The sequence below is a fragment of the Pseudomonas rhizoryzae genome (assembly GCF_005250615.1).
In the GTDB taxonomy this organism is placed as follows: domain Bacteria; phylum Pseudomonadota; class Gammaproteobacteria; order Pseudomonadales; family Pseudomonadaceae; genus Chryseomonas; species Chryseomonas rhizoryzae.
The window spans coordinates 253,424-273,850 of the sequence record NZ_SULM01000007.1 but is presented as its reverse complement, the minus strand read 5'-3'; the positions used below and the strand labels follow the sequence as shown (position 1 = coordinate 273,850).

Sequence of the window (20,427 nt, the reverse complement as noted above, 5' to 3'; positions counted from 1 at the left end):
CCGCTTCCTCAGGCCTTTGATTCGCTGGCGCTCACCCTTCGGGCCAGCCTTTGGCTGTTACTCCCGTTGGTCGTTGCGCCTTGTTTGTCTCTAGCTCGCGAGATCGTGAACAGGTTCTGAGGTTGCAGTGGGTCACCACCGGCTTGCAGAATCGGGCCTTTCCCGCACAGGAGTGATTCATGAGCAAGCAAGTGATCCACACCGACAAGGCGCCGGCCGCCATTGGCACCTATTCCCAGGCGATCAAGGTCGGTGACACCGTCTATCTCTCCGGGCAGATCCCGCTCAATCCGACCAGCATGGAGCTGGTGGACGGCTTCGAAGCCCAGGTGGTGCAGGTGTTCGAGAACCTGAAATCCGTCGCCGAAGCCGCCGGTGGTTCGCTGGCCGATATCGTCAAGCTGAACATCTTCCTGATCGACCTGGCGCACTTCGCCACCGTCAACGAGATCATGGGCCGCTACTTCCAGCAGCCCTATCCCGCCCGCGCCGCCATTGGCGTGGCCGCGCTGCCGAAAGGCTCGCAGGTGGAAATGGACGGGGTGTTGGTGCTGGGTTGATCCCGGCACAGGAATCGTAGGTTGGGTTGAGCGCAGCGAAGCCCAACAACAGTGCACGCGGTCAGCTCCGTCTTGTTGGGCTTCGACGGTGGAGCCGTCTCAACCCAACCTACGGCTCCGATCCTGCTCTAAACGAAAAAAGCCGACCGTCTCGCAACGGTCGGCTTTTTCATGCCTGCTTGGATCAGGCCGGGATGGACTTGATCTTCGGCATCCGCGCCCAGCAACGGTGCTTGGCGATGGCGGCGAAGAAGTCCTGCTGCACCGCCTTGAAGTCGCTGCCGGTGAGTAGCGCCTCGTCGGTGTCCAGGTAGACTGCCTTGAGCAACTGCTCGGCTTCGCCAGTGAGGGCGATGGCCTTGAGGTGCTTGTAGGCTTCCAGCAGGTAGTGCTTGATCACGCCGTCGTCGAGCATGGCCTTGACGCTCTCGGCGCCGCCCGGCACATAGACCGCATCCAGCGCCACCGAAGGCATGCCCTCGGCCGAGCCGTCCACGGCGACTTCGCTACCGTCGGCGGCCTTGACCGGGCCGGCGGTGGGGCCGAGCACCTTGACGTGAGCACCTTCGGCCTTGAGCGCCTGCTTGATGGCGTCCACCTCGCTGGCGATGACGCCGTCACCCACCAGTACCGCCACCTTGAAGCCCTTGATGTTGCCGGACAGCAGGTTCAGCTGGCTCAGCGCCGGCGACTTGTCGATGGAGATCTTGCGCGGTTGTACGGTGGGGGCGGTGGGCGGGGTCACACCGATCTTCTTGGCCACCTTCTGCGCCAACTCCAGATCGATGTTGGCGAGGATCTCGTTGACCTGGCGCTCACGGATCCACATCCGCTCGACCTTGCCCAGCTCGAAGCTGTAGGCATCGGCGACGTGGGCTTGCTCGGCCTCCGACAGGCTGTTGTAGAACAGCGTGGCCTGGGAGAAGTGGTCGCCAAAGGACTCGCTGCGCTCGCGTACCTTGTAGCCGTCGATGCGCTCGTAGTAGCTCTCGAAGCCTCCGTCCTGGGGCGCCGGCGGGGTTTCCTTGGGCCAGCCGCCATCGATGGAGTTAGGCTCGTAGGAGGCGCGACCCTTGTCGATGGTCATGCGGTACTTGGCGTCGCGCTGGCCGTTATGGTTCGGCACCACCGGACGGTTGACCGGCAGTTCGTGGAAGTTCGGTCCACCGAGACGGCTGATCTGGGTGTCGGTGTAGGAGAACAGCCGGCCCTGCAGCAGCGGGTCGTTGCTGAAGTCGATACCGGGGACGACATGGCCGGGGCAGAAGGCTACCTGCTCGGTCTCGGCGAAGTAGTTATCCGGATTGCGATTGAGCACCAGCTTGCCCAGCGGGGTGATGGGCACCAGTTCCTCGGGGATGATCTTGGTGGCGTCGAGGATGTCCCAGTCGAACTTGTGCTCGTCTTCCTCGGGAATGATCTGCACGCCGAATTCCCACTCGGGATAGTCGCCGGCCTCGATGGCTTCCCAGAGGTCGCGACGGTGGGCATCGGTGTCCTTGCCGGCCAGCTTCTGGGCTTCGTCCCACACCAGGGAGCGCACGCCACCCGCGGGCTTTAGGTGGATCTTGACGAAGACGCCCTTGCCGGCGGTGTTGATCATACGGAAGGTGTGGATGCCGAAGCCCTGCATGCTGCGCAGGTTAACCGGGATGGCGCGGTCGGTCATGGTCCAGAGCACCATGTGCGCCGACTCGGGCACCAGGGAGACGAAGTCCCAGAAGGTGTCGTGGGCGCTGCCGCCGGTGGGGATCTCGTTGTGCGGCTCGGGCTTCACCGCATGGACGAAGTCGGGGAACTTGATGGCGTCCTGGATGAAGAAGACCGGCATGTTGTTGCCGACCATGTCCCAGTTGCCTTCCTCGGTGTAGAACTTGATGGCGAAGCCACGCACGTCGCGCACGGTATCGCCGGAGCCGCGCGGACCCTGCACGGTGGAGAAACGCACGAACACCGGAGTCTGGTGGTTGGGATCGCGGAAGAGGGCGGCCTTGGTCAGGTCGGACCAGTCCTTATAGGGCTGGAAGTAGCCGTAGGCGCCGGTGCCGCGGGCGTGGACGATCCGCTCCGGAATACGTTCGTGGTCGAAGTGGGTGATCTTCTCCCGCATGATGAAGTCTTCGAGCAGGGAAGGGCCGCGGGTGCCGGCGCGCAGGGAGTTCTGGTTGTCGGAAATCTTCACGCCGTGATTGGTGCGCAGTGCCTGGCCGGTGGCATCAGAGCGGAATTGTTCCAGTTGCTCGATTTTCTTCGAGGTGTTCTGGCGATCCAGGGTGTCGGTACCGGCGAGTTCACTCTTGGGGGGCGTAGCCATGGAAAGTCCTCATCAGGCGCCTCGAGGGCGCTCTTTGCGTCCCCTACGGAATGTGGGGCGAATTCAGGCAGTCCTGTAGTGACTCGCCGGCGCGCGCCGGTGTTCCGTCTGGCTAATGCGAAGCGACGGGCTGTGCCTTGAACGTCGGCTTCGCTCCGGCACTGGCCATATGCCTTTATCGGCTTAACATCCGATAACAAGTGCTAAGCAGATATAAGCGCGCACGTTAAACTGCGCGCCGGGATCACCCTCCTGTTGTCTGACGATACCCACAAGGTTCTCTAATTGATCGAATTCCATGCTGTCCACAAGACGTACCGCACGCGCGGTCGCGAGGTCGCGGCGCTCCAGCCGGTCGACCTGAGGATCGAAGCCGGCGAGATCTTCGGCCTGATCGGCCACTCCGGCGCCGGCAAGAGCACCCTGCTGCGCCTGATCAACCGGCTAGAAGCCCCCAGTGGCGGCCGCCTGCTGGTCGACGGCGCCGAGGTCACCACCCTGGGCGCGACCGAGTTGCGTGATTTTCGCCGCCGCATCGGCATGATCTTCCAGCACTTCAACCTGCTCTCGTCCAAGACCGTGGCGGCCAACGTGGCCCTGCCGCTGGAACTGGCCGGCGGGCGTTCGCGGGCGCAGATCGCCCAGCGCGTCGAGGAATTGCTGGCGCGGGTCGGGCTGTCCGACCAGGCGCGCAAGTACCCGGCGCAACTCTCCGGCGGCCAGAAGCAGCGCGTCGGCATCGCCCGCGCCCTGGCCACCGAGCCGAAGATCCTGCTCTGCGACGAGGCCACCAGTGCTCTCGATCCCCAGACCACTGCCCAGGTGCTGCAACTGCTCGCCGAACTCAATCGTGAGCTGGGCCTGACCATCGTGCTGATCACCCACGAGATGGACGTGATCCGCCGCGTCTGCGATCGCGTCGCCGTGCTCGATGGCGGCGCCGTGGTGGAGCAGGGCACCGTCGCCGATGTCTTCCTGCATCCGCAGCACCCCACCACCCGCCGCTTCGTCTTCGAGGCCGAGCACCAGGACGAGAGCGACCTGGCCGACGCCTATGCTCATGTCGAAGGCCGCATCCTGCGCCTGACCTTCCGCGGCCAGGCCACCTATGCACCGCTGTTGGGCCACGTCGCCCGGGAGACCGGTGTGGACTACAGCATTCTCGGCGGCCGTATCGACCGCATCCGGGAGGAGCCCTACGGCCAGCTCACCATCGCCCTGGTGGGCGGTGACCTGGACGCCGCCCTGGCCCGCTTCCACGCCGCCGACGTCACCGTGGAGGTCCTGCGCTGATGGACGAACTCTTCACCAACATCGACTGGGCCGAGATCGGCCAGGCCACACTGGACACCCTGTCCATGCTCGGCTGGTCGATGCTCTTCACCCTCATCCTCGGCTTGCCGCTGGGCGTGCTGCTGTTCCTCACCAGCCGCCGCCAACTGCTGGAGCAGCCGCTGGTCTACGGCATCCTCTCCTTCGTGGTCAATGTGCTGCGCTCGGTGCCCTTCATTATCCTGTTGATCCTGATGATTCCCGTCACGGTCTGGCTGATCGGCACCTCCCTGGGCGTCGAAGGCGCCATCCCGCCGCTGGTGGTGGGCGCCGCGCCCTTCTTCGCCCGGCTGGTGGAGACCGCCTTGCGCGAGGTCGACCGCGGCATCATCGAGGCCACCCAGGCCATGGGCGCCAGCCTCTGGCAGATCGTCACCCGCACCCTGTTGCCCGAGGCCCTGCCCGGGCTGATCGCGGCCACCACCGTCACCGCCATCGCCCTGGTGTCCTACACCGCCATGGCCGGAGTGATCGGCGGCGGCGGCCTGGGCGACCTGGCCATTCGTTTCGGCTACCAGCGCTTCCAGACCGACGTCATGGTGGTCACGGTGCTCTTGCTGCTGGTGCTGGTCCAGGTGCTGCAGATGGTCGGCGATAGACTCGTCGCCCATTTCAGTCGTCGCTGATCCCACCCGAAGGTTTGCATAAGGAAAATCCAGATGTCGCTGAAACGTACCCTGCTGTCCCTGGCCTTCGGCCTCGGTATCGCCACCGCTGCCCAGGCCGAGACCCTGACCGTCGCGGTCAATCCGGTTCCCCACGCGGAGATCCTGGAATTCATCAAGCCGCAACTGGCCAAGGAAGGGGTAGACCTGAAGATCAAGGTCTTCACCGACTACATCCAGCCCGATCGCCAGACCGATCAAAAGCAGGTGGATGCCAACTACTTCCAGACCAAGCCCTATTACGCCAGCTACCAGAAGAGCAATCCGAGCAGCGACCAGGTGCCGGTGGTGGCGGTGCACGTCGAGCCTTTCGGTGCCTATTCGCAGAAGATCAAGGACATCAAGGACCTCAAGGACGGCGCTATCGTGGCCATCCCCAACGACCCGAGCAACTCCGGTCGGGCGCTGCTGCTGCTCGCCAAGCAGGGCCTGATCACCCTCAAGGACCCGAGCAATGTCACTGCCACCCCGCGTGACATCGTCGCGAATCCCAAGCACCTGAAGTTCAAGGAACTGGAAGCCGCGACCCTGCCGCGCGTGCTGAACCAGGTCGACCTGGCGCTGATCAACGCCAACTACGCCTTGGAAGCCAAGCTCAATCCGACCAAGGACGCCCTGTTCATCGAGAGCGGCGAGTCGCCCTACGCCAACCTGCTGTATACCCGTGCCGACAAGGCCAACGACCCGGCCATCCAGAAGCTGGCCAAGGCTCTGACTACGCCTGAGGTGAAGCAATTCATCGAGCAGAAGTACCAGGGCGCCGTCGTTCCCGCCTTCTAAGAATCTGTTCACGATCTGCTGCGCGTCGGCCAAACGGCGTTGAAAATGCCTTCGGAATGCTCATTTACCACTCGTAAACTCCGCTTCCTCAGGCCTTTTCGCCTTGTTTGTCTCTAGCTCGCGAGACCGTGAACAGCTTCTACGCCTTAGCTCCACCCGCCGCCGGCGTCCGCAGAGGCGCCGACGGTTCCACCCCGTCTTAGGAAACTGCCATGAAGAAATTGCTCGCCACCGCTGCCCTGCTGGCCGCCAGCCTGACCGCCCACGCCGCCGAGACCCTGACGGTCGCCGCCACCCCGGTGCCCCACGCCGAGATCCTCGAATTCGTCAAACCCCAGCTGGCCAAGGAAGGGGTGGACCTGCAGATCAAGGTCTTCACCGACTACGTGCAGCCCAACCTGCAGGTGGCCCAGAAGCGCCTGGACGCCAACTTCTTCCAGCACCAGCCCTACCTGGACGAATTCAACAAGAGCCGCGGTACCGACCTGGTGACCGTCGCCCAGGTGCACGTCGAGCCCTTCGGCATCTATTCGCAGAAGATCAAGAAACTCGACGAGCTACGCGACGGTGCGGTCGTGGCCATTCCCAGCGATGCCACCAACGGCGGCCGTGCCCTGCTGCTGTTGGAAAAGGCTGGCCTGATCAAGCTCAAGGACAGCGCCAACATCCTCGCCACGCCCAAGGACATCGCCGAGAATCCCAAGCACCTGAAATTCAAGGAACTGGAAGCCGCGACCCTGCCGCGCGTGCTCAATCAGGTCGACCTGGCGCTGATCAACACCAACTACGCCCTGGAAGCCAAGCTCAATCCGACCCAGGACGCCCTGCTGCTGGAAGGCAAGGAATCGCCCTACGCCAACATCCTGGTCGCCCGTCCGGACAACAAGGACAGCGACGCCGTGCAGAAGCTGGCCAAGGCGCTGAACACTCCGGCGGTGAAGCAATTCATCGAAGAGAAGTACCAGGGCGCCGTGGTGCCGGCGTTCTGATCTCTACGCGTGAATGAAAAACGCCGGCCCAGTGGCCGGCGTTTTTCATGGCGAGAAGGCGTGGCAGGTTCATTTGAACCAGCTACTCGCCTCTTTCTCCCGCGCGACACCTTCGCTCTGCATCAGCGCCTTGCCACCTTCGGACAGATTACGGTTGGCGTCAGCCCTGGACTGGATCTCATCGGTGCGCGCCGCTTCGCCGTGCAGCTCCTGATCGATGAACTCGCCGCTGCGGTCGGTGCGGGCCTTGAGCTGGGTGAGGCGAAGCTTGCGCTCCTCGATCTCCAGGCGGCGCAGCTCGTCTTCGTAGACTTGGTCGCGGCGCTTGTCGGCGCGGCGCTCGGCTTCACGGGCGGCGCGTGCGGCTTCAATGCGCCGCTTTTCGGCCAGCCAGTGGTCGTACTCCCACTGCCAGGCAGCCTGCTGCTCGCGCATCCGGTATTCCCACTCGGCGCGGCGTTCGGCTTGCTGGCCCAGCTCGGCTTGCTGCACGGCATTGATCTGGCTCTGCAAGTCGGCGGCTGCGGCGGTAGTCCCCAGCAGCAGGCCCGTGATCAAGAGGAATACACGCATGTCTTACTCCTACCTGGCGACAGGACAGGTGGCATTGGGCTGGATCCGCGTTTCCGTGGGCGATGAAGCCACCATGATCGCCGCGCCCGGCGCGAACTGGCAGGGCGCGCCGACCTGGGCCGAGTTGAAGGTCTCGCCCGCGTCGGCATAGGTGATGGAGACGCCATCGACCAGGCGGGTGTGGGGCAGCACCGAACCGCCGGCTGCGCCGAGTGCTCCGCCCCCTATACCGCCCAGCATCCCGCCACCCGCACCGCCCAGGCTGTTACCCAGCACGGCACCCGTCACCACCCCTAGCAGGGCGCCGATCAGTTGCGTGTTTTGCTGGGAGCTGGTGTCGTTGACTTCGATCTTCGCCGGCAAGATGGCCAGGATGTTGACCGTTCTCGCCAACTGCCGGGCATTCACCTGATTCACGGTGTAGACATTGGACGCATAGTTGTCGGCATTCGGGGTCTGGCAGCCGCTCAGACCTGCCAGCACCAGGGCAAGGCCCGTGATCCCCCATCCTTTGTACGGCATGAGCATTTCCTTATGAGAGCCAGGCAGAGCGCCGGAATCCGAGGTTCCGGCGTGACGATTCGTCCGGGGACAAGCGGGAAAGGAAGGGGGATTTAAGGATCGTCCATTTCCCTCTGCGCCTATCCTGACTGTGAACAGGTTAACAGACGAGGTCGTCAGGGCAGCGTCAGCAGATTGAAAATTCCGTCAGCCCGCCGCGGCTGGCAGGCTCCCCCGACGCCCGACGATCACCAGCAATACCGCCGCTCCCGCCGCCATCAGCAGCGGCAGGGCATGGCCGGTGAGCCATTGGCTGGCGGCGCCGGTGACCAGTGGGCCGACCAGGCAGCCGAGGCCCCAGAGTTGGGCGATGCAGGCGTTGGCGCGGACCAGTTCGGCGTCACGGTAGCGCTCGCCCACCAGGATCAGGCCCAGGGTGAAGAGACCGCCGGCGGTGGCGCCGAACAGCACCAGCAGCGGCCAGACGCCCAGGGTATGGAGCAACGGCGGCAGGGCCAGACTGACCGCCAGCAGCCCCAGGGTGCAGCCGAGGAACAGGCCCTGGCGCGAGAGACGGTCGGCGAGCAGGCCCAGGGGCAGCTGCAGCAGGGCGTCACCCACCACCACGGCGCTGACCATGTACAGCGCCAACTGCTGGTCGAAGCCCTCGTTGAGGGCATAGACCGGCATGAGGGTGAGGATCATCGACTCGAAGCAGGCGAACAGCGCCACCGCCCAGGCGATGGCTGGGGCACTGCGGCAAAAGTCCAGCAAGGCACGCCAGGCCGCGGTATGGCCACCGGCCGCTGGAGCACCCTGGCGGCCCAGTAGCAGGAGCGCACCGCCGAGCATGAGCAGGGCGCCTAGCCAGAAGCCCTGATCGCTCTCGGTGCCGAGCGCGCCCAGGAGCAGTGGCCCGGCCAGTTGGCTGAGAGCGTAGGCGCTACCGTAGAGGGCCACCAGGCGCCCGCGCCACCGATCGGTGATGATCTGGTTCATCCAGCTTTCACCGAGCACGAAGATCAGGGTGAGGATGGCGCCCAGGGCCAGGCGCAGAAGCAACCACAGCGGATAGCTGGGCAGCAGCGACAGCAGGATCAGCGAGCCGGCGCCACCCACCAGGCACAGCCGCATCAGCCGCGGCGTACCGATCCAGGTGGCCAGGCGCCCGGCCAGACTGGCACCGGTCAGGATACCGAGCGCGGGAGAGGCGGCCATGACGCCAATGGCGAAACTGCCGTAGCCCCAGCTTTCCAGGCGTAGCGAGACCAGCGGCATCGACAGACCGATGGCCAGTCCCACACTGATGACGCTGCCCAGCACGGCGAAATAGGTGGCCCAGGGCATGGGCGAGGAGGAGGCATTCATCGGCCCAAGCTTACCTGAAGACGGCGGATCAGGATCGCTGGCGAGGCGCTCGGTGCAGGGCGCGACGGCTGTCACGCCGGGCTCCGGTGCGGTTGGCCTTTGGCAGGCTTTCGCGTAGCGTGCGCCTTACCTGAAGCTGGTGAGAGAGATAAGCAATGCGGAAATGGCAGTGCATCGTGTGCGGCTATATCTACGATGAAGCCCTGGGCTGGCCCGATGACGGCATTGCCCCGGGGACGCGCTGGGAAGATGTGCCCGAGGATTGGCTATGCCCGGATTGCGGTGTGGGCAAGGGCGACTTCGAGATGATCGAGATCGGCTGATCGCCGACTGCCTACTTTCGATAAATAGGTGGCAATAAAAAAAGGCATCGCACGAGCGATGCCTTTTGACTGCAGCGGCCATCCTTGCCAGCTGATACTCAGCCTTCGATGCTGTCCTTCAGTGCCTTGCCGGGCTTGAACGCCACCGTGTTGCTCGCACGGATCTTGACCGGTTCGCCGGTCTGGGGGTTCTTCCCCATGCGGGCACCGCGGTGACGCGGCAGGAAGGTACCAAAGCCGACCAACGTCACGCTGTCCTTGCGGTGCAGCGCATTCGCGATCTCGTCCAACAGCGTGTTGAGCACGGCGTTGGCCTGTTCCTTAGGAAGTCCGACTTTTTCAGCGATTACATTCGCCAATTCAGGCTTGCGCATAGCTACCTCTCGTGGAGTCATTTTTAGCGGTGCGGGCCTCGCATGGCTTTCCTGGCAAAACGATTCCCTCGCGTTAGAGGGCGGCCCGACACAAAGAGCGTTGGTGCGACAAAAGTCGAACCAGATGCCGTTATAAGGCAAAGTACGCACGAGCGAAAGTTAATTAGCAGACTATTAGCCGTAGGTAGGATGACTGACCCCGACTTCGCCAACTGCGCATCATTTTAACCGCCCTTTGTGGACGAACTGTCCACCGTTTGGCGGAAGCCGGGTTTCCAGCGGGGTTCGCGAAAGGCTCTAGCTAGCTGCTGTGAATGACTTCCGACGTGGTGGCCTGGATGGAGCGAGCTGCAGGCGCGGTGCGCGATAGTCCGACCTATCCTTCTCGTCAGGCGAAGGCGGGGCCGCAAGAGGACGAGAAAGCGCGCAGACCTGGGGTCGGCTGCGACGCCATGTCGCTGCCTGCGAAGGCCCGCACGGCGTTTCAGCGCAACCAGACCTTGTCGATCAGCGCAACGGACGCGGGCCGAGGCCTGAGCTAGAGCGCGACCGGAGCCTGGACTCCGGCCGCGGCGCGGGTCAGGCGGGAGCCTGGACCGGCATCACCGGCTGGCTCGCGGGCGCCTGGCCTTCCAGGCGTCGCTCCAGCGCCTTGGGTTCGATCACCAGCCGCATGCCATTGCTGGCCTGGGTGCGACCCCAGTCCTCCAGCAATTCCATGCAGGCATGATCGATGTAGGACACGCGATCCAGCGGCACGTGCAGGGTGGTGCCCGGCTTGACCTGCTCCAGTACCTTGGTCAACTGCGGTACGCGCAGGAAGGTGGCAGCGCCCACCAGGCGCAGTTCGGCCTGCTGCGGATCGTCTTCGCGGTAGTTGAGGCTGATTTTGAGTTGCGCCGCCTTGACGGCGAGGAAGGCGATGGACAGTCCGAAGCCCACCAGCACGCCGGTCAGTAGATCGGTGGCGACGATCATCAGCGCGGTCAGCGCATAGATGATCATGGGAGACCGGCCATAGCGCTTGAGGCCGGACAGCGACTTGGGATCGGCCAGCTTGACGCCGGTGAAGACCAGCACGCCCGCCAGACTCGCCACCGGTACCAACTTGAGCACGAAGGGCAGGGCCGCGACGAAGGCCAGCAGCCAGAGGCCATGGAAGATGGTGGAGGCGCGGCTGGTGGCGCCGGCCTGGACGTTGGCCGAGCTACGCACGATGACGCCGGTCATCGGCAGTGCCCCGACCGCACCGCACAGCAGGTTACCCACGCCCTGGGCACCCAGCTCGCGGTCGAAGTGCGAACGCGGACCATTGTGCATGCGGTCCACCGCGGCGGCGGAGAGCAGGGTCTCGGCGCTGGCGATGAAGGCCAGGGCCAGGGCGGCCACCACCAGCTCGGCATTGGCCAGCATGCCGAGGTCGGCGAAGGTCACCCAGTCGATGGCATCGGCCAGGTTGTTGGGGACCTCCACGCGGCGGATGTCCAGCGCCAGCCAGAGACTGGCCAGGGTCGCCAGGGTCACGCCGATCAGGGCGCCGGGCAGGAAGCGTAGCGTCTGCGGGCGGAATTTCTCCCACAGCCACATGCTGGCGATGGTCAGCAGGCCGATCAGCGCCGCCTGGGCGCCGCTGCCGCTGGCGTTCCCTTCACTAGCGGCGGCAATGGCGGCACCGGGGAAGGCCAGCAGGTTGGACAGCCCCGAGGCCGCGGGCTTGGCATCGAGCATCACATGCAACTGCGAGAGCACGATGAGGATGCCGATACCGGCCAGCATGCCGTACACCACTGCCGGCGAGGTAACGCGGAACCAGGCGCCCAGCCGGGTGAAGCCGGCGATGAGCTGCAAGAGGCCGGCAAGCAGCAGTACCGGCCCCAGGGCCTCGATACCATGGCGGTTGATCAGATCGAATACCAGCACCACCAGGCCGGCGGCCGGACCGCTGACCTGCAGCGGCGAGCCGGCGAGAAAGCCCACCACCAGGCCGCCGATGATGCCGGTGATGATGCCTTTCGCCGGCGGCATGCCGGAGGCGATGGCGATCCCCATGCACAGCGGCAAGGCGACCAGAAACACCACGAGTGAGGCCAGGGCATCGCGCGACAGGCTGCGCCCCGGGGTCTGTTGTTTGGCAAGCATGGTCCTAGTCCTCCAGCGACTCGGGATAAAACGGTGCCTAGGTTCTGTACGAAAAGTGCCTGCGCTCGGTGATGCTTCGTTGAAAAACGCTTCGGAATGCTCATTTACCCTTCGTAAACTCCGCTTCCTCAGCGCTTTTCGCCTCGCCTGACCATCGCTCGGCGACTTTTCATACAGAACTTGGTGTCATATCACGTCATATGACACCCTGCGGTTTCAGGCAGTTATCAGGTCGATGGGCGAGCCCCGTGGAGCCCCAAGCGGAGGCGCCCTGCGCGGTGCGCTTTAGTTATGTCGGCAAGCCGAAGACCTGCCGTTTGGGCCGCCGCCCGGGCAGCAGCGCTGCACCGGGCAGAGGCGCCGGATCAAGCCTGTTGCAGGCGCGGGCGCGGAGTGGCGACCGGCATGTTCTCGCCGTCCAGCGGCAGGAAGCGTTCCTGCTGGGCATCGTAGGCCTTGATCTCGCTGGTCTCGATGGAATAGACCCAGCCGTGGATCTGCAACTGGCCGCTGGCCAGGCGCGAGGCCACCGACGGATGGGTACGCAGGTGGACCAATTGGGCAACCACGTTCTCTTCGGTCAGGAAGCCCAGAGTGCCGCCGTGGCCGCAATCGCAGTGGCTGTGGTCCTCGACCACGGTGCGGGCGACCTCGGCATGGCGCAGCCAGACCTTTACGGTGGGCATCTTTTCCAGCGGATCGGGATTGAGTACCGCCTTCATGGCGCCGCAGTCGGAATGGCCGCAGATGATGATGTGCTTCACGCCCAGGGCCACCACCGCGTATTCGATGGCGGTGGAGACGCCACCGTTCATCTGGCCGTAGGGCGGCACCACATTGCCGACGTTACGGGTCACGAACAAATCGCCCGGCGAGCTCTGGGTGATCAGCTCGGGCACGATGCGCGAGTCGGCGCAGGTGATGAACATGGCCTTGGGGGATTGCGCACTGGCGAGTTTCTTGAACAGCGCTTCCTGCTCGGGAAAGACCTCTTGGCGGAAACGCTTGAAACCATCGACCAACTGCAGGAGCGCCTCGTCGGGCGCGCCGAAAGTGGTGTCCGTGTTATCGCTCATCAGTTCTGACCTCTTCTCAAATACGCAATGGCAGCGGCAAGCGCTGGTTAGTGGCTAGACGCCCCCAGGCATCGCTTCGATACGCCCCGGCCCTCGTCGGGCTCAGGTGGCTTGGTTATCGGGCACTCCATCGCGGCGTCGGGCGGCATCCTCACGCCCCGTTTTCCAGCTTGGTGATCACAACCTTAATCCACGCTGGAAGAATCTCTCGTGACCGGCAACGCGGAAGATATTTCAAACTTATACTGAGATCATCCCGCCATTATCGCGACACGATCAAAGCATTTAGCCCTTTTATCAGCACGAACCTGGCAGTTCGCCGCTGATTCACGCCTTTCACCGTGAAAAAAACGTGAAGCGCGATACCCGAATAGATTTCCTTGGCGATCAGTGGCTTGCAGTGGATGTACGAAAATGTGAACACCGTGCTGCTGGCGGAGATGGCCGAGCTGCCGGCATGTGCAGTGAGCTGTGGCACAGTGCCGCAGGTTAGACCTTTCGCCACGCTTTCAATAGTGCCGATGCCCTATAGGACAGGGGTTGGTCGCTTTTGCTGCATCACCTGGCGCGGGCTGGCGCGACGGCAGTCCGATATCCGGCCTCAGGATTGGTCGTTCTTGGTCGATAGGGAAGCTTTCCTGGCTTAACGGAAACACCCCATGTTCCTTCGTAACCTTTCCATCGCCCGCCGTGCCACACTCGGCTTCGCTTTCATCGGCCTGTTGTTGTTGCTGCTCGGCGGCACCGCCCTGGTCAAGATGAACGACATCCGCGCCTCGGGTCTCGCCATCGAAGACCGCGCCATGCCCCGCGTCGCCGCGCTCGACGAACTGACCGCCCTGACCCTGCGTCTGCGGGTGCTCTCCTATCGGCTGTTGCTCAATCGCGAACCCGACATCATCGCCAAGACCCAGGCACTGTTCCAGCAGCGCAACGGCCAGATGCGCGCCGCCCAGCAGCGTTATGAGGCCTTGATCCAGTCGAGCGAGGAACGCACCGCCTACGGCCGCTACGGGCAACTGATCGCCCAGTACGACGGCCTGCAGCAGCGCATGCTGGCGTTTTCCGCGGCCAATCAGTTGGAGCCCTTGCGGCAGTTGCTCAACGAAGACCTGCTGGCCAACTCCGATGCGGTCAACGCCGTGCTCAAGCAGCTCACCGAGCTGGTCGACCAGCAGACCGCCGCCGCCAACGCCCTGGCGGCCACGGACTATCGCCACGCCATCCAGTGGCTGGTGCTGTTGCTGGCCGCCACCGCGGTGCTGACCGTGGTCTTCGCCTGGCTGCTGATCCGCAGCATCACCCAGCCCATTGCCCGTGCCGTGCGGGCGGCCGAAGTGATCGCCACCGGCGACCTCACCGAAGAGATCCACAGCGAAGGCCGCGACGAGGCCGCGCGCCTGCTGCAGGCCATGAAGACCATGCAGGGCCAGTTGCGCCATACCTTGCAGGGCATCCTCGGCTCCGCTACCCAGCTCGCCTCGGCGGCGGAAGAACTCAATGCCGTGACCGAGGAATCGAGCCGCGGCCTGCAGCGCCAGAACGCCGAGATCGAACAGGCCGCCACGGCGGTGAATCAGATGTCATCGGCGGTGGAGGAGGTGGCGCGCAATGCCGTCAACACCTCTCAGGCCTCCCAGGAATCTGCCGGCGTGGCCCGTGACGGCCGCGATCTGGTGCAGGAAACCGTGGGCGCCATCGCCACCATGAGCGATGACGTCCAGCAGGGCGCCACCTTGGTGGGTGATCTAGCGCTGCAGGTCAACGATATCGGCAAGGTGTTGGACGTGATCCGCAGCGTGGCCGAGCAGACCAACCTGCTGGCGCTCAATGCCGCCATCGAAGCCGCCCGCGCCGGTGAGGCCGGTCGTGGCTTCGCCGTGGTGGCGGACGAGGTAAGGGCCTTGGCGCACCGCACCCAGGAATCGACCCGCGAGATCGAGACGTCCATCGGCACCATCCAGCAGGGCACCGGTCAGGCCGTGGCGGCGATGCGCAGCAGCACCGAGCGCGCCCAGGCCACCCTGGAGGTGGCACGTGGCGCCGGTAGCGCCCTGGAACGTATCCATGGCGCCATCGGCGGCATCAACGAACGCAACCTGGTGATCGCCAGCGCCGCCGAAGAACAGGCCCAGGTGGCCCGCGAGGTGGATCGCAACCTGGTGAACATCCGCGAACTGTCGATCCAGACCGCGGCAGGTGCCGAGCAGTCCAATGCCGCCAGCGCCGAATTGTCGCGGCTGGCCATCGATCTCAATGGGTTGGTGACGCGCTTCCAGCTGTAAGTCGCGGCGGCGGCGCTTGGAGCGCCGCCGCCGGATCACGGCTTCAGTTGGGGGACAGCAGTTGCAGCACCGCGGTCAGCGCCAAGAGCAGGCCGAACGGCGTGAGCACCGCGGAAAGCAACAGGGACAGCGCCTTGCCGGCGCCGGGACGCAGAGTGGTCGGCATGACGGTTCTCTCAAGCTCGGGAAGGAGTCGGGAGCCACAGGGCTCCGCAGGAGGAATTGTCGCCCAGCGGAGGCCCAGCGTCATGTCAAGAAAGCGCAAAGGTGCGTAAAGCGCAGCGTGATAAAAGGTCGCAGCTGGCGACGCCCGTCAGACCCGGAAGCGCGCCGCCAGGCTGTGAATCTCACGAGTCAGTCCGGCCAGTTGGCGACTGGAGACCTCGATCTGATCGGCACCCTGCTTGGAGACGCCGGCCAGCTCGCGAATGTTGATCAGGTTGCGATCCACCTCGCGGGCCACCTGCGCCTGTTCCTCGGCGGCACTGGCGATCACCAGATTGCGCTCGTTGATGTCACTGATGGCGACGAAGATGCGTTCGAGGCTCTGGCCGGTGCGCTCGGTGGTCGTCAGGGTGGTGCTGGCCAGGGCGTTGCTGCGCTGGATGGCCGCCACCGCCGAATCGGTACCGGTCTGGATATTGCCGATCATCTTCTCGATTTCCAGGGTCGACTCGCGGGTACGCTGGGCCAGGCTGCGCACCTCGTCGGCCACCACGGCGAAGCCGCGTCCGGCGTCGCCGGCCCGCGCGGCCTCGATGGCGGCGTTGAGTGCCAGCAGGTTGGTCTGCTCGGATACCGCGCGGATCACGTCCAGCACCTTGCCGATCTGGGAGGCCTGTTGCGCCAGGCTGGCGATGACGGCTTCCCCTTCGTGGACCGTGGTCTGCATGTTGTGCAGCTCGCTGAGCACCTGGGCCACCTGGCTGCGGCTGCCATTGGCCAACAGATCCGATTCGCGGGCGGTATCCGAGGTAGAGGCGGCGTTGCGCGCCACCTCTTCCACGGCGGTGGTCATCTCGGTCACCGCCGTCACCGCCTGCTCCAGTTCCTGCTGTTGCTGGTTGAGGGTGCGGTTGCTCTGGGCGGTGACCTGTCCCAGTTCCTGGGCGGCGCTATCGAGTTGTTCGGCGGTGCGGTTGAGCTGGGCCAGGGTATCGCGCTGACGGGTCTGCAAGGTGGCGAGGCCGGCGAACAGTTGGCCGATCTCGTCGTGGCTACGGACCTCGATGCGCTGGGTCAGATCGCCCTCGCTCATGGCGGCGAAGTGCTCGCCGGCCTGGTACAGGGGCGCCAGCACCCGGCGGGCGATGAACCAGCCGGCGAGCAGGGCCAGCAGCAGGGTCAGGCCCATCAGCACCAGGGTGCCGAATTCTGCCTGCAGCACCCGGCTTTCGGACGCGGCGAGGGTCGCGTCGATACGGGCGTTGATCTCGTCGGTGAAGACCTTGCGCGTATCGGCGAAGGCGGTGCTGGCATCCTTGGCGCCATCGCTGATGCGGATGTAGCCCGCCAGGTCACCGGCACGACAGGCCTTGATCTGGCCTTCGACGATGACCTTGTAGGCATCGAAGGCCTTGAGCATGGCTTCGATCTGGCCGCGCAACTTGGGCTCGTGGGCGCTCGCCAGCATCTCGGTGATCAGGGTGCGGGCGATGCCCAGGCGCTCCAGCGACAGCGCGGTGCCTTTCTCCGCCTTGGCCGCATCGCCGTTGACCCGGTCGAGCATGGCGGTGTGGGAATTGGCGCTCGCCCGGCTGATCCAGGTGGCGGCGTTGTTGACCTTGTCGAGCTGCCCCATGGTCAGACTATCCAGCTCACGAAGCTGTTGGGCACTGGTGCGAGCGCTGATCCAGCCATAGACACACGCCAGCAAAAGGCAGGCGACGAATACGCTGAGCACACTATACATCCCGGTACGGATTCTTGTTGTTTTAGGCATTGCCAGCTTCCTTATGACGGCATACGGCAGGGGGGGGCAGTACGCCTTTTTGTATAGCTTTTTGGCGGCAGTACGCCAAAGGCAGCGGCTGTCGTCGATAGCAAGGAGCTGGTCGGTATAGGTTAAGCGCTGAGAAGTTGTCTGATGTCTTGCGGGGAGGCGGGGCCCGGCGACGCCGGGCCCGGAGGGATCAGGACAGCGGGGTGAACTGGATGACCTCGACCCAGTAGCCGTCCGGGTCCTTGATGAAGGCGATTTCCTTCATGCTGCCGTCGGTCAGGCGCTTCTGGAAGGCCACGCCCAGTTGCTCGAAGCGCTCGCAAGCGGCGCGGATGTCCGGCACCGCCACGCAGGTGTGGCCGAAGCCGCGCGGATCGCTGTTGCCGTTGTGGTAGCTGAACGAGGCGTCATTCTCGGTGCCGTGGTTGTGAGTCAGCTCGAGGATGCCCGGGGTGGACCTGCGCCAGTGCTGGCGGGCTGTCGGATCGGTCGGTATCTGGTCACGGTCGACCAGGGCGAGGAAGGTCAGGCTGAACTTGGCATCCGGGAAGTCCTTGTGGTCGACCACGGTGAAACCCAGCACGCGGGTATAGAAGTCCAGCGAGGTCTCCAGGTTCTTGACCCGCAGCATGGTGTGGTTGAAGACGAACTCTCGGGTGGCGGCGTCGGGCTGGGCGGTGACGCCCGGCAGGTTATCGAATGGGCTCAGCGACATCAGGATTCTCCTGTGAGGGTGTGGCAATTGGAGAGACGACCCTGCGCAACGTTCCCGCGGGAAGCGGCGCCTGATGCGGTCGCTCACGAAGAAAGGCGGAAAGTCTAAAGGCTCCGGGAGCCGGTACCCAAACACACCTTGACATCTCTTGCCGCTGCGCTCTGCGACGAATGGTCGAAACCGCGACGCTAGAGCAGGAGTCGGATTTTACAAGCACACTGCCTGTGCGAATCGAAGGAGACTTGATATGAGCAGCACCAGCGACAAAATCAAGGGTACCGCCAAAGAAGTGGCCGGCAAGGTCAAGCAAGGCATCGGCGAAGCCACCGACAATTCGCGCATGAAAGGCGAGGGTCGTGCCCAGGAAGCCGAAGGCAAACTGCAAAAGAACGTCGGTAAAGGCAAAGAAGCGATCAAGAACACCGTCGATCGCGCCTAAGCCAAGGTTTTACGGAAAAGGCCGCCCCAGGGCGGCCTTTTCTTTTGCCGGTCAGGCCGGATCCAGCTCCGGATAGTGACGGAAGATCCCCTTCTCGCTGAACGGCAGGCGCCGGGGTGAACTGAGGTAAGCGGCGATATTGGGCAGGGTTGCCACCCGTTCGGCCACGGCCAGTACCCGGGGAATCTCCGGGGCCAAGCGTCGCATGGCGTTGGGAAAGGCGTAGGTCAAGCCGGCCACCACCTGGAACAGCGACAGGTCGACATAGGAGCGGCGGTCGCCCACCAGCCAGGTATCGCCCGCCGGGTTGTAGCCGAGCACGCGCTCGAAATAGCTCAGGTAGGTGCGGATGCGCTCTCCGGCGAAGGCCTTGGCACGGCGTCGTGCCTCTGCCTGCTGCTCTTCGTAGGTCAGAGAGATCGCCACCGGGTGATGGACGTCGTGGGCTTCGGCGGTGAGATCGGTGATGGTCAGTTGCAGGCCATGCACCCAGAACTGCGCTTCTTCGTCGGCGGGGACCAGATCCAGCCGCGGTCCGAGGAACTGCAGGATGTTGGCGACATGGGAGATGACCTCGTCGCCTGCCTTGAGAAAGGGCGGGGCGAAGGGTGGGCGGCGAGTCGTCTGGCCTTCCAGGTAGGCCGCCATGGCTGGTACGCCTAGACCCTCGCCCTCCGGGGCGTTGCCGACATCGAGATAGTCCGCGCCAGCCTCTTCGAGCGCCAGCCGGACGAATTCGCCGCGACCCTGGATGCTGGGCCAGTAGTGCAGTTCGTAACGCATGGGCACCTCCGTCGTCTGCCAGATTGACCGATCCAGGAGTCGTGACCTCTTGGTCGGTTCGAAGGTTTGCCCGCCACCTGCCTTTGGCGACGAAGCGCACAACCAATTCCCATCCGTGAGACTCCTATCAACCAGCGGCTAGGCATGAGGACGGTGGGATGACAGGGCAACAGCGGGCGGACGGTTCCATGCGCATTGGCATTCTCACCCACGTGAAACATCCGGTTCGCCAGCCTTTCGCTGGCGGCCTCGAAGCCTTCACCTACGACATCACTCTACAGTTGCGTGAGCGCGGCCATGAGGTGACGCTGTTCGCCAGCTCGGCCTCGGCGCCCGAGCTTAACGTGGTGCCCATCCTCGACGATGGCAACTACGGCGCCGATGGCTGTCGGCGCAAGCGCAACGTGCTCAGCTCCGAGTACCTCGACGAGCACCACGGCTATCTCGACTGCCTGCAGCGGATCGATGGCTACGAATTCGACGTCATCTTCAACAACTCCCTGCATTACGTGCCGGTGACCATGTCCGGGCTGATCCGCACGCCCATGCTCACCGTGCTGCACACCCCGCCGTTCTTCGAGCTGACCAACGCCATCGGCGAGTTGCATCGGCGCGGTGGGGGCCATTACTGCACCGTGTCCCAGGCCAATGCCGACAACTGGGCGCACCTGGCGCCGGCCTGTCACGTGATTCCCAATGGCATCGACCTCGACGCCTGGCGCCCGCGCGATACGCCGATCGGCGACCATGCCCTCTGGTTTGGCCGCCTGGTGCCGGACAAGGGCCCGCATCTGGCGCTGGATGCCGCGCGGGAAGCGGGCGTCCCCCTGCGGCTGGCCGGTCAGGCCACCGATGAGCGTTATTTCCGCCAGGAGATCGAGCCGCGGCTGGGCGAGCAGGCCGTCTATCTCGGCCACCTGGGCCGTACCGCCCTGGCGGCCGAGGTGGCCCAGGCGCGGGCCTGCCTGGTCACGCCCTGTTGGGATGAACCCTTCGGCCTGATCGTCGCCGAAGCCCTGGCCTGTGGCACGCCGGTGGCGGCCTTCGCCCGCGGCGCCTTACCCGAACTGCTCACCGCCGAAACCGGCGCCCTGGCCCCACCCGGCGACGTCCCCGCCCTGGCGGTGGCCCTGCGCGAGGCCCTGTCGCTGTCCCGCGAGGCCTGCCGGGCACGCGCCGAGGCCCAGTGGAGCCAACAGCTGATGATCGATCGCTACGAGCGCCTGCTCGCCGACGTCGCCGCCGGCCGGGTGGCCCGTGGCTAGACCG

At 64.5% G+C, this 20,427-nt stretch carries 20 protein-coding genes and 1 pseudogene; 9 read left to right on the top strand and 12 right to left on the bottom strand.

Annotation, left to right across the window (positions count from 1 at the left end; genetic code table 11):
• The first annotated feature begins 179 nt into the window (after positions 1 to 179).
• Positions 180 to 560, top strand: a complete 381-nt coding sequence (locus tag FAZ11_RS13575) for a RidA family protein (protein WP_007161463.1) — start codon at positions 180 to 182, stop codon at positions 558 to 560.
• Between the two features lie 184 nt (positions 561 to 744).
• On the opposite strand, the gene katE is transcribed toward FAZ11_RS13575, so the two are convergent.
• Positions 745 to 2,874 (bottom strand): catalase HPII, encoded by a 2,130-nt coding sequence (katE, locus tag FAZ11_RS13570; protein ID WP_058772331.1) that lies wholly within the window; start codon positions 2,872 to 2,874, stop codon positions 745 to 747.
• A gap of 285 nt (positions 2,875 to 3,159) precedes the next feature.
• Between katE and FAZ11_RS13565 the strand changes: the two genes are divergently transcribed.
• From FAZ11_RS13565 to FAZ11_RS13550, 4 genes are all read left to right on the top strand, one after another.
• Positions 3,160 to 4,167 carry a methionine ABC transporter ATP-binding protein gene (locus FAZ11_RS13565; RefSeq protein WP_058772330.1) on the top strand — a complete coding sequence of 336 codons (1,008 nt, stop codon included), beginning with the start codon at positions 3,160 to 3,162 and terminating at the stop codon, positions 4,165 to 4,167.
• A complete protein-coding gene (locus FAZ11_RS13560) occupies positions 4,167 to 4,832 on the top strand; it encodes a methionine ABC transporter permease (RefSeq protein ID WP_058760422.1) in 666 nt (221 codons plus the stop codon). Before FAZ11_RS13565 ends, FAZ11_RS13560 begins: the two co-directional genes overlap by 1 nt.
• A 33-nt stretch (positions 4,833 to 4,865) precedes the next feature.
• Positions 4,866 to 5,651, top strand: coding sequence for a MetQ/NlpA family ABC transporter substrate-binding protein (locus FAZ11_RS13555; RefSeq protein WP_058772329.1), 786 nt, complete (start codon positions 4,866 to 4,868; stop codon positions 5,649 to 5,651).
• Between the two features lie 212 nt (positions 5,652 to 5,863).
• Positions 5,864 to 6,640: a MetQ/NlpA family ABC transporter substrate-binding protein gene (locus FAZ11_RS13550; protein ID WP_058772328.1), complete on the top strand. Its 777-nt coding sequence runs from the start codon at positions 5,864 to 5,866 to the stop codon at positions 6,638 to 6,640.
• A gap of 69 nt (positions 6,641 to 6,709) precedes the next feature.
• On the opposite strand, the gene FAZ11_RS13545 is transcribed toward FAZ11_RS13550, so the two are convergent.
• The 3 genes from FAZ11_RS13545 to FAZ11_RS13535 all read right to left on the bottom strand — a co-directional run bounded on the left by FAZ11_RS13545 (position 6,710) and on the right by FAZ11_RS13535 (position 9,061).
• Positions 6,710 to 7,213 (bottom strand): DUF5384 family protein, encoded by a 504-nt coding sequence (locus FAZ11_RS13545; protein ID WP_058772327.1) that lies wholly within the window; start codon positions 7,211 to 7,213, stop codon positions 6,710 to 6,712.
• Between the two features lie 9 nt (positions 7,214 to 7,222).
• Entirely contained in the window at positions 7,223 to 7,735 is a 513-nt protein-coding gene (locus FAZ11_RS13540; protein ID WP_058766068.1) for a hypothetical protein, read from the bottom strand.
• Between the two features lie 186 nt (positions 7,736 to 7,921).
• On the bottom strand, positions 7,922 to 9,061 hold the full coding sequence (locus FAZ11_RS13535; RefSeq protein ID WP_058772355.1) for an MFS transporter: 1,140 nt from the start codon (positions 9,059 to 9,061) through the stop codon (positions 7,922 to 7,924).
• 176 nt (positions 9,062 to 9,237) lie between these two features.
• Between FAZ11_RS13535 and FAZ11_RS13530 the strand changes: the two genes are divergently transcribed.
• A complete protein-coding gene (locus FAZ11_RS13530) occupies positions 9,238 to 9,405 on the top strand; it encodes a rubredoxin (RefSeq protein ID WP_058760417.1) in 168 nt (55 codons plus the stop codon).
• A 98-nt stretch (positions 9,406 to 9,503) separates the two neighbouring features.
• On the opposite strand, the gene FAZ11_RS13525 is transcribed toward FAZ11_RS13530, so the two are convergent.
• The 3 genes from FAZ11_RS13525 to FAZ11_RS13515 all read right to left on the bottom strand — a co-directional run bounded on the left by FAZ11_RS13525 (position 9,504) and on the right by FAZ11_RS13515 (position 12,994).
• On the bottom strand, positions 9,504 to 9,779 hold the full coding sequence (locus FAZ11_RS13525; RefSeq protein WP_058760416.1) for an HU family DNA-binding protein: 276 nt from the start codon (positions 9,777 to 9,779) through the stop codon (positions 9,504 to 9,506).
• A gap of 579 nt (positions 9,780 to 10,358) precedes the next feature.
• Entirely contained in the window at positions 10,359 to 11,918 is a 1,560-nt protein-coding gene (locus FAZ11_RS13520) for a SulP family inorganic anion transporter (protein WP_058772326.1), read from the bottom strand.
• 365 nt (positions 11,919 to 12,283) lie between these two features.
• On the bottom strand, positions 12,284 to 12,994 hold the full coding sequence (locus FAZ11_RS13515; protein ID WP_058760413.1) for a carbonic anhydrase: 711 nt from the start codon (positions 12,992 to 12,994) through the stop codon (positions 12,284 to 12,286).
• A gap of 659 nt (positions 12,995 to 13,653) precedes the next feature.
• On the opposite strand from FAZ11_RS13515, the gene FAZ11_RS13510 reads away from it, so the two are divergent.
• Complete coding sequence (locus FAZ11_RS13510) at positions 13,654 to 15,279, top strand: methyl-accepting chemotaxis protein (RefSeq protein ID WP_058766065.1); 1,626 nt, start codon at positions 13,654 to 13,656, stop codon at positions 15,277 to 15,279.
• 43 nt (positions 15,280 to 15,322) lie between these two features.
• Here the strand turns inward: FAZ11_RS13510 and FAZ11_RS25190 are convergent, their stop codons facing one another.
• The 4 genes and pseudogenes from FAZ11_RS25190 to gloA all read right to left on the bottom strand — a co-directional run bounded on the left by FAZ11_RS25190 (position 15,323) and on the right by gloA (position 17,936).
• Positions 15,323 to 15,445 (bottom strand): hypothetical protein, encoded by a 123-nt coding sequence (locus FAZ11_RS25190; protein ID WP_257787163.1) that lies wholly within the window; start codon positions 15,443 to 15,445, stop codon positions 15,323 to 15,325.
• Positions 15,446 to 15,592: 147 nt separating this feature from the next.
• On the bottom strand, positions 15,593 to 16,315 hold the full coding sequence (locus FAZ11_RS25510) for a methyl-accepting chemotaxis protein (RefSeq protein WP_420849649.1): 723 nt from the start codon (positions 16,313 to 16,315) through the stop codon (positions 15,593 to 15,595).
• A 141-nt stretch (positions 16,316 to 16,456) separates the two neighbouring features.
• Positions 16,457 to 17,221, bottom strand: a pseudogene (locus tag FAZ11_RS25505) (HAMP domain-containing protein); the annotation flags it as partial.
• Between the two features lie 190 nt (positions 17,222 to 17,411).
• The gene (gloA, locus tag FAZ11_RS13500) at positions 17,412 to 17,936 is read right to left on the bottom strand and encodes a lactoylglutathione lyase (RefSeq protein ID WP_058772324.1); all 525 of its coding nucleotides are present in this window, start codon (positions 17,934 to 17,936) and stop codon (positions 17,412 to 17,414) included.
• Positions 17,937 to 18,183: 247 nt separating this feature from the next.
• On the opposite strand from gloA, the gene FAZ11_RS13495 reads away from it, so the two are divergent.
• Positions 18,184 to 18,375, top strand: coding sequence for a CsbD family protein (locus FAZ11_RS13495; protein WP_058760409.1), 192 nt, complete (start codon positions 18,184 to 18,186; stop codon positions 18,373 to 18,375).
• Between the two features lie 51 nt (positions 18,376 to 18,426).
• On the opposite strand, the gene FAZ11_RS13490 is transcribed toward FAZ11_RS13495, so the two are convergent.
• Entirely contained in the window at positions 18,427 to 19,158 is a 732-nt protein-coding gene (locus FAZ11_RS13490; protein ID WP_058772323.1) for a glutathione S-transferase, read from the bottom strand.
• 188 nt (positions 19,159 to 19,346) lie between these two features.
• On the opposite strand from FAZ11_RS13490, the gene FAZ11_RS13485 reads away from it, so the two are divergent.
• A complete protein-coding gene (locus FAZ11_RS13485; RefSeq protein WP_058772322.1) occupies positions 19,347 to 20,423 on the top strand; it encodes a glycosyltransferase family 4 protein in 1,077 nt (358 codons plus the stop codon).
• Positions 20,424 to 20,427 lie beyond the last annotated feature (4 nt).

Bases quoted from the DNA above. Each gene is read 5' to 3' on its own strand.
- FAZ11_RS13495 (WP_058760409.1), top strand. From the start codon at position 18,184: ATGAGCAGCACCAGCGACAAAATCAAGGGTACCGCCAAAGAAGTGGCC.
- FAZ11_RS13485 (WP_058772322.1), top strand. From the start codon at position 19,347: ATGCGCATTGGCATTCTCACCCACGTGAAACATCCGGTTCGCCAGCCT.
- FAZ11_RS13535 (WP_058772355.1), bottom strand. From the start codon at position 9,061: ATGCCCTGGGCCACCTATTTCGCCGTGCTGGGCAGCGTCATCAGTGTG.
- katE (WP_058772331.1), bottom strand. From the start codon at position 2,874: ATGGCTACGCCCCCCAAGAGTGAACTCGCCGGTACCGACACCCTGGAT.
- FAZ11_RS13545 (WP_058772327.1), bottom strand. From the start codon at position 7,213: ATGCGTGTATTCCTCTTGATCACGGGCCTGCTGCTGGGGACTACCGCC.
- FAZ11_RS13575 (WP_007161463.1), top strand. From the start codon at position 180: ATGAGCAAGCAAGTGATCCACACCGACAAGGCGCCGGCCGCCATTGGC.
- FAZ11_RS13530 (WP_058760417.1), top strand. From the start codon at position 9,238: ATGCGGAAATGGCAGTGCATCGTGTGCGGCTATATCTACGATGAAGCC.
- FAZ11_RS13510 (WP_058766065.1), top strand. From the start codon at position 13,654: ATGTTCCTTCGTAACCTTTCCATCGCCCGCCGTGCCACACTCGGCTTC.
- FAZ11_RS13540 (WP_058766068.1), bottom strand. From the start codon at position 7,735: ATGCCGTACAAAGGATGGGGGATCACGGGCCTTGCCCTGGTGCTGGCA.
- FAZ11_RS13520 (WP_058772326.1), bottom strand. From the start codon at position 11,918: ATGCTTGCCAAACAACAGACCCCGGGGCGCAGCCTGTCGCGCGATGCC.
- gloA (WP_058772324.1), bottom strand. From the start codon at position 17,936: ATGTCGCTGAGCCCATTCGATAACCTGCCGGGCGTCACCGCCCAGCCC.
- FAZ11_RS13560 (WP_058760422.1), top strand. From the start codon at position 4,167: ATGGACGAACTCTTCACCAACATCGACTGGGCCGAGATCGGCCAGGCC.
- FAZ11_RS13555 (WP_058772329.1), top strand. From the start codon at position 4,866: ATGTCGCTGAAACGTACCCTGCTGTCCCTGGCCTTCGGCCTCGGTATC.
- FAZ11_RS25190 (WP_257787163.1), bottom strand. From the start codon at position 15,445: ATGCCGACCACTCTGCGTCCCGGCGCCGGCAAGGCGCTGTCCCTGTTG.
- FAZ11_RS13550 (WP_058772328.1), top strand. From the start codon at position 5,864: ATGAAGAAATTGCTCGCCACCGCTGCCCTGCTGGCCGCCAGCCTGACC.
- FAZ11_RS13515 (WP_058760413.1), bottom strand. From the start codon at position 12,994: ATGAGCGATAACACGGACACCACTTTCGGCGCGCCCGACGAGGCGCTC.
- FAZ11_RS13490 (WP_058772323.1), bottom strand. From the start codon at position 19,158: ATGCGTTACGAACTGCACTACTGGCCCAGCATCCAGGGTCGCGGCGAA.
- FAZ11_RS13525 (WP_058760416.1), bottom strand. From the start codon at position 9,779: ATGCGCAAGCCTGAATTGGCGAATGTAATCGCTGAAAAAGTCGGACTT.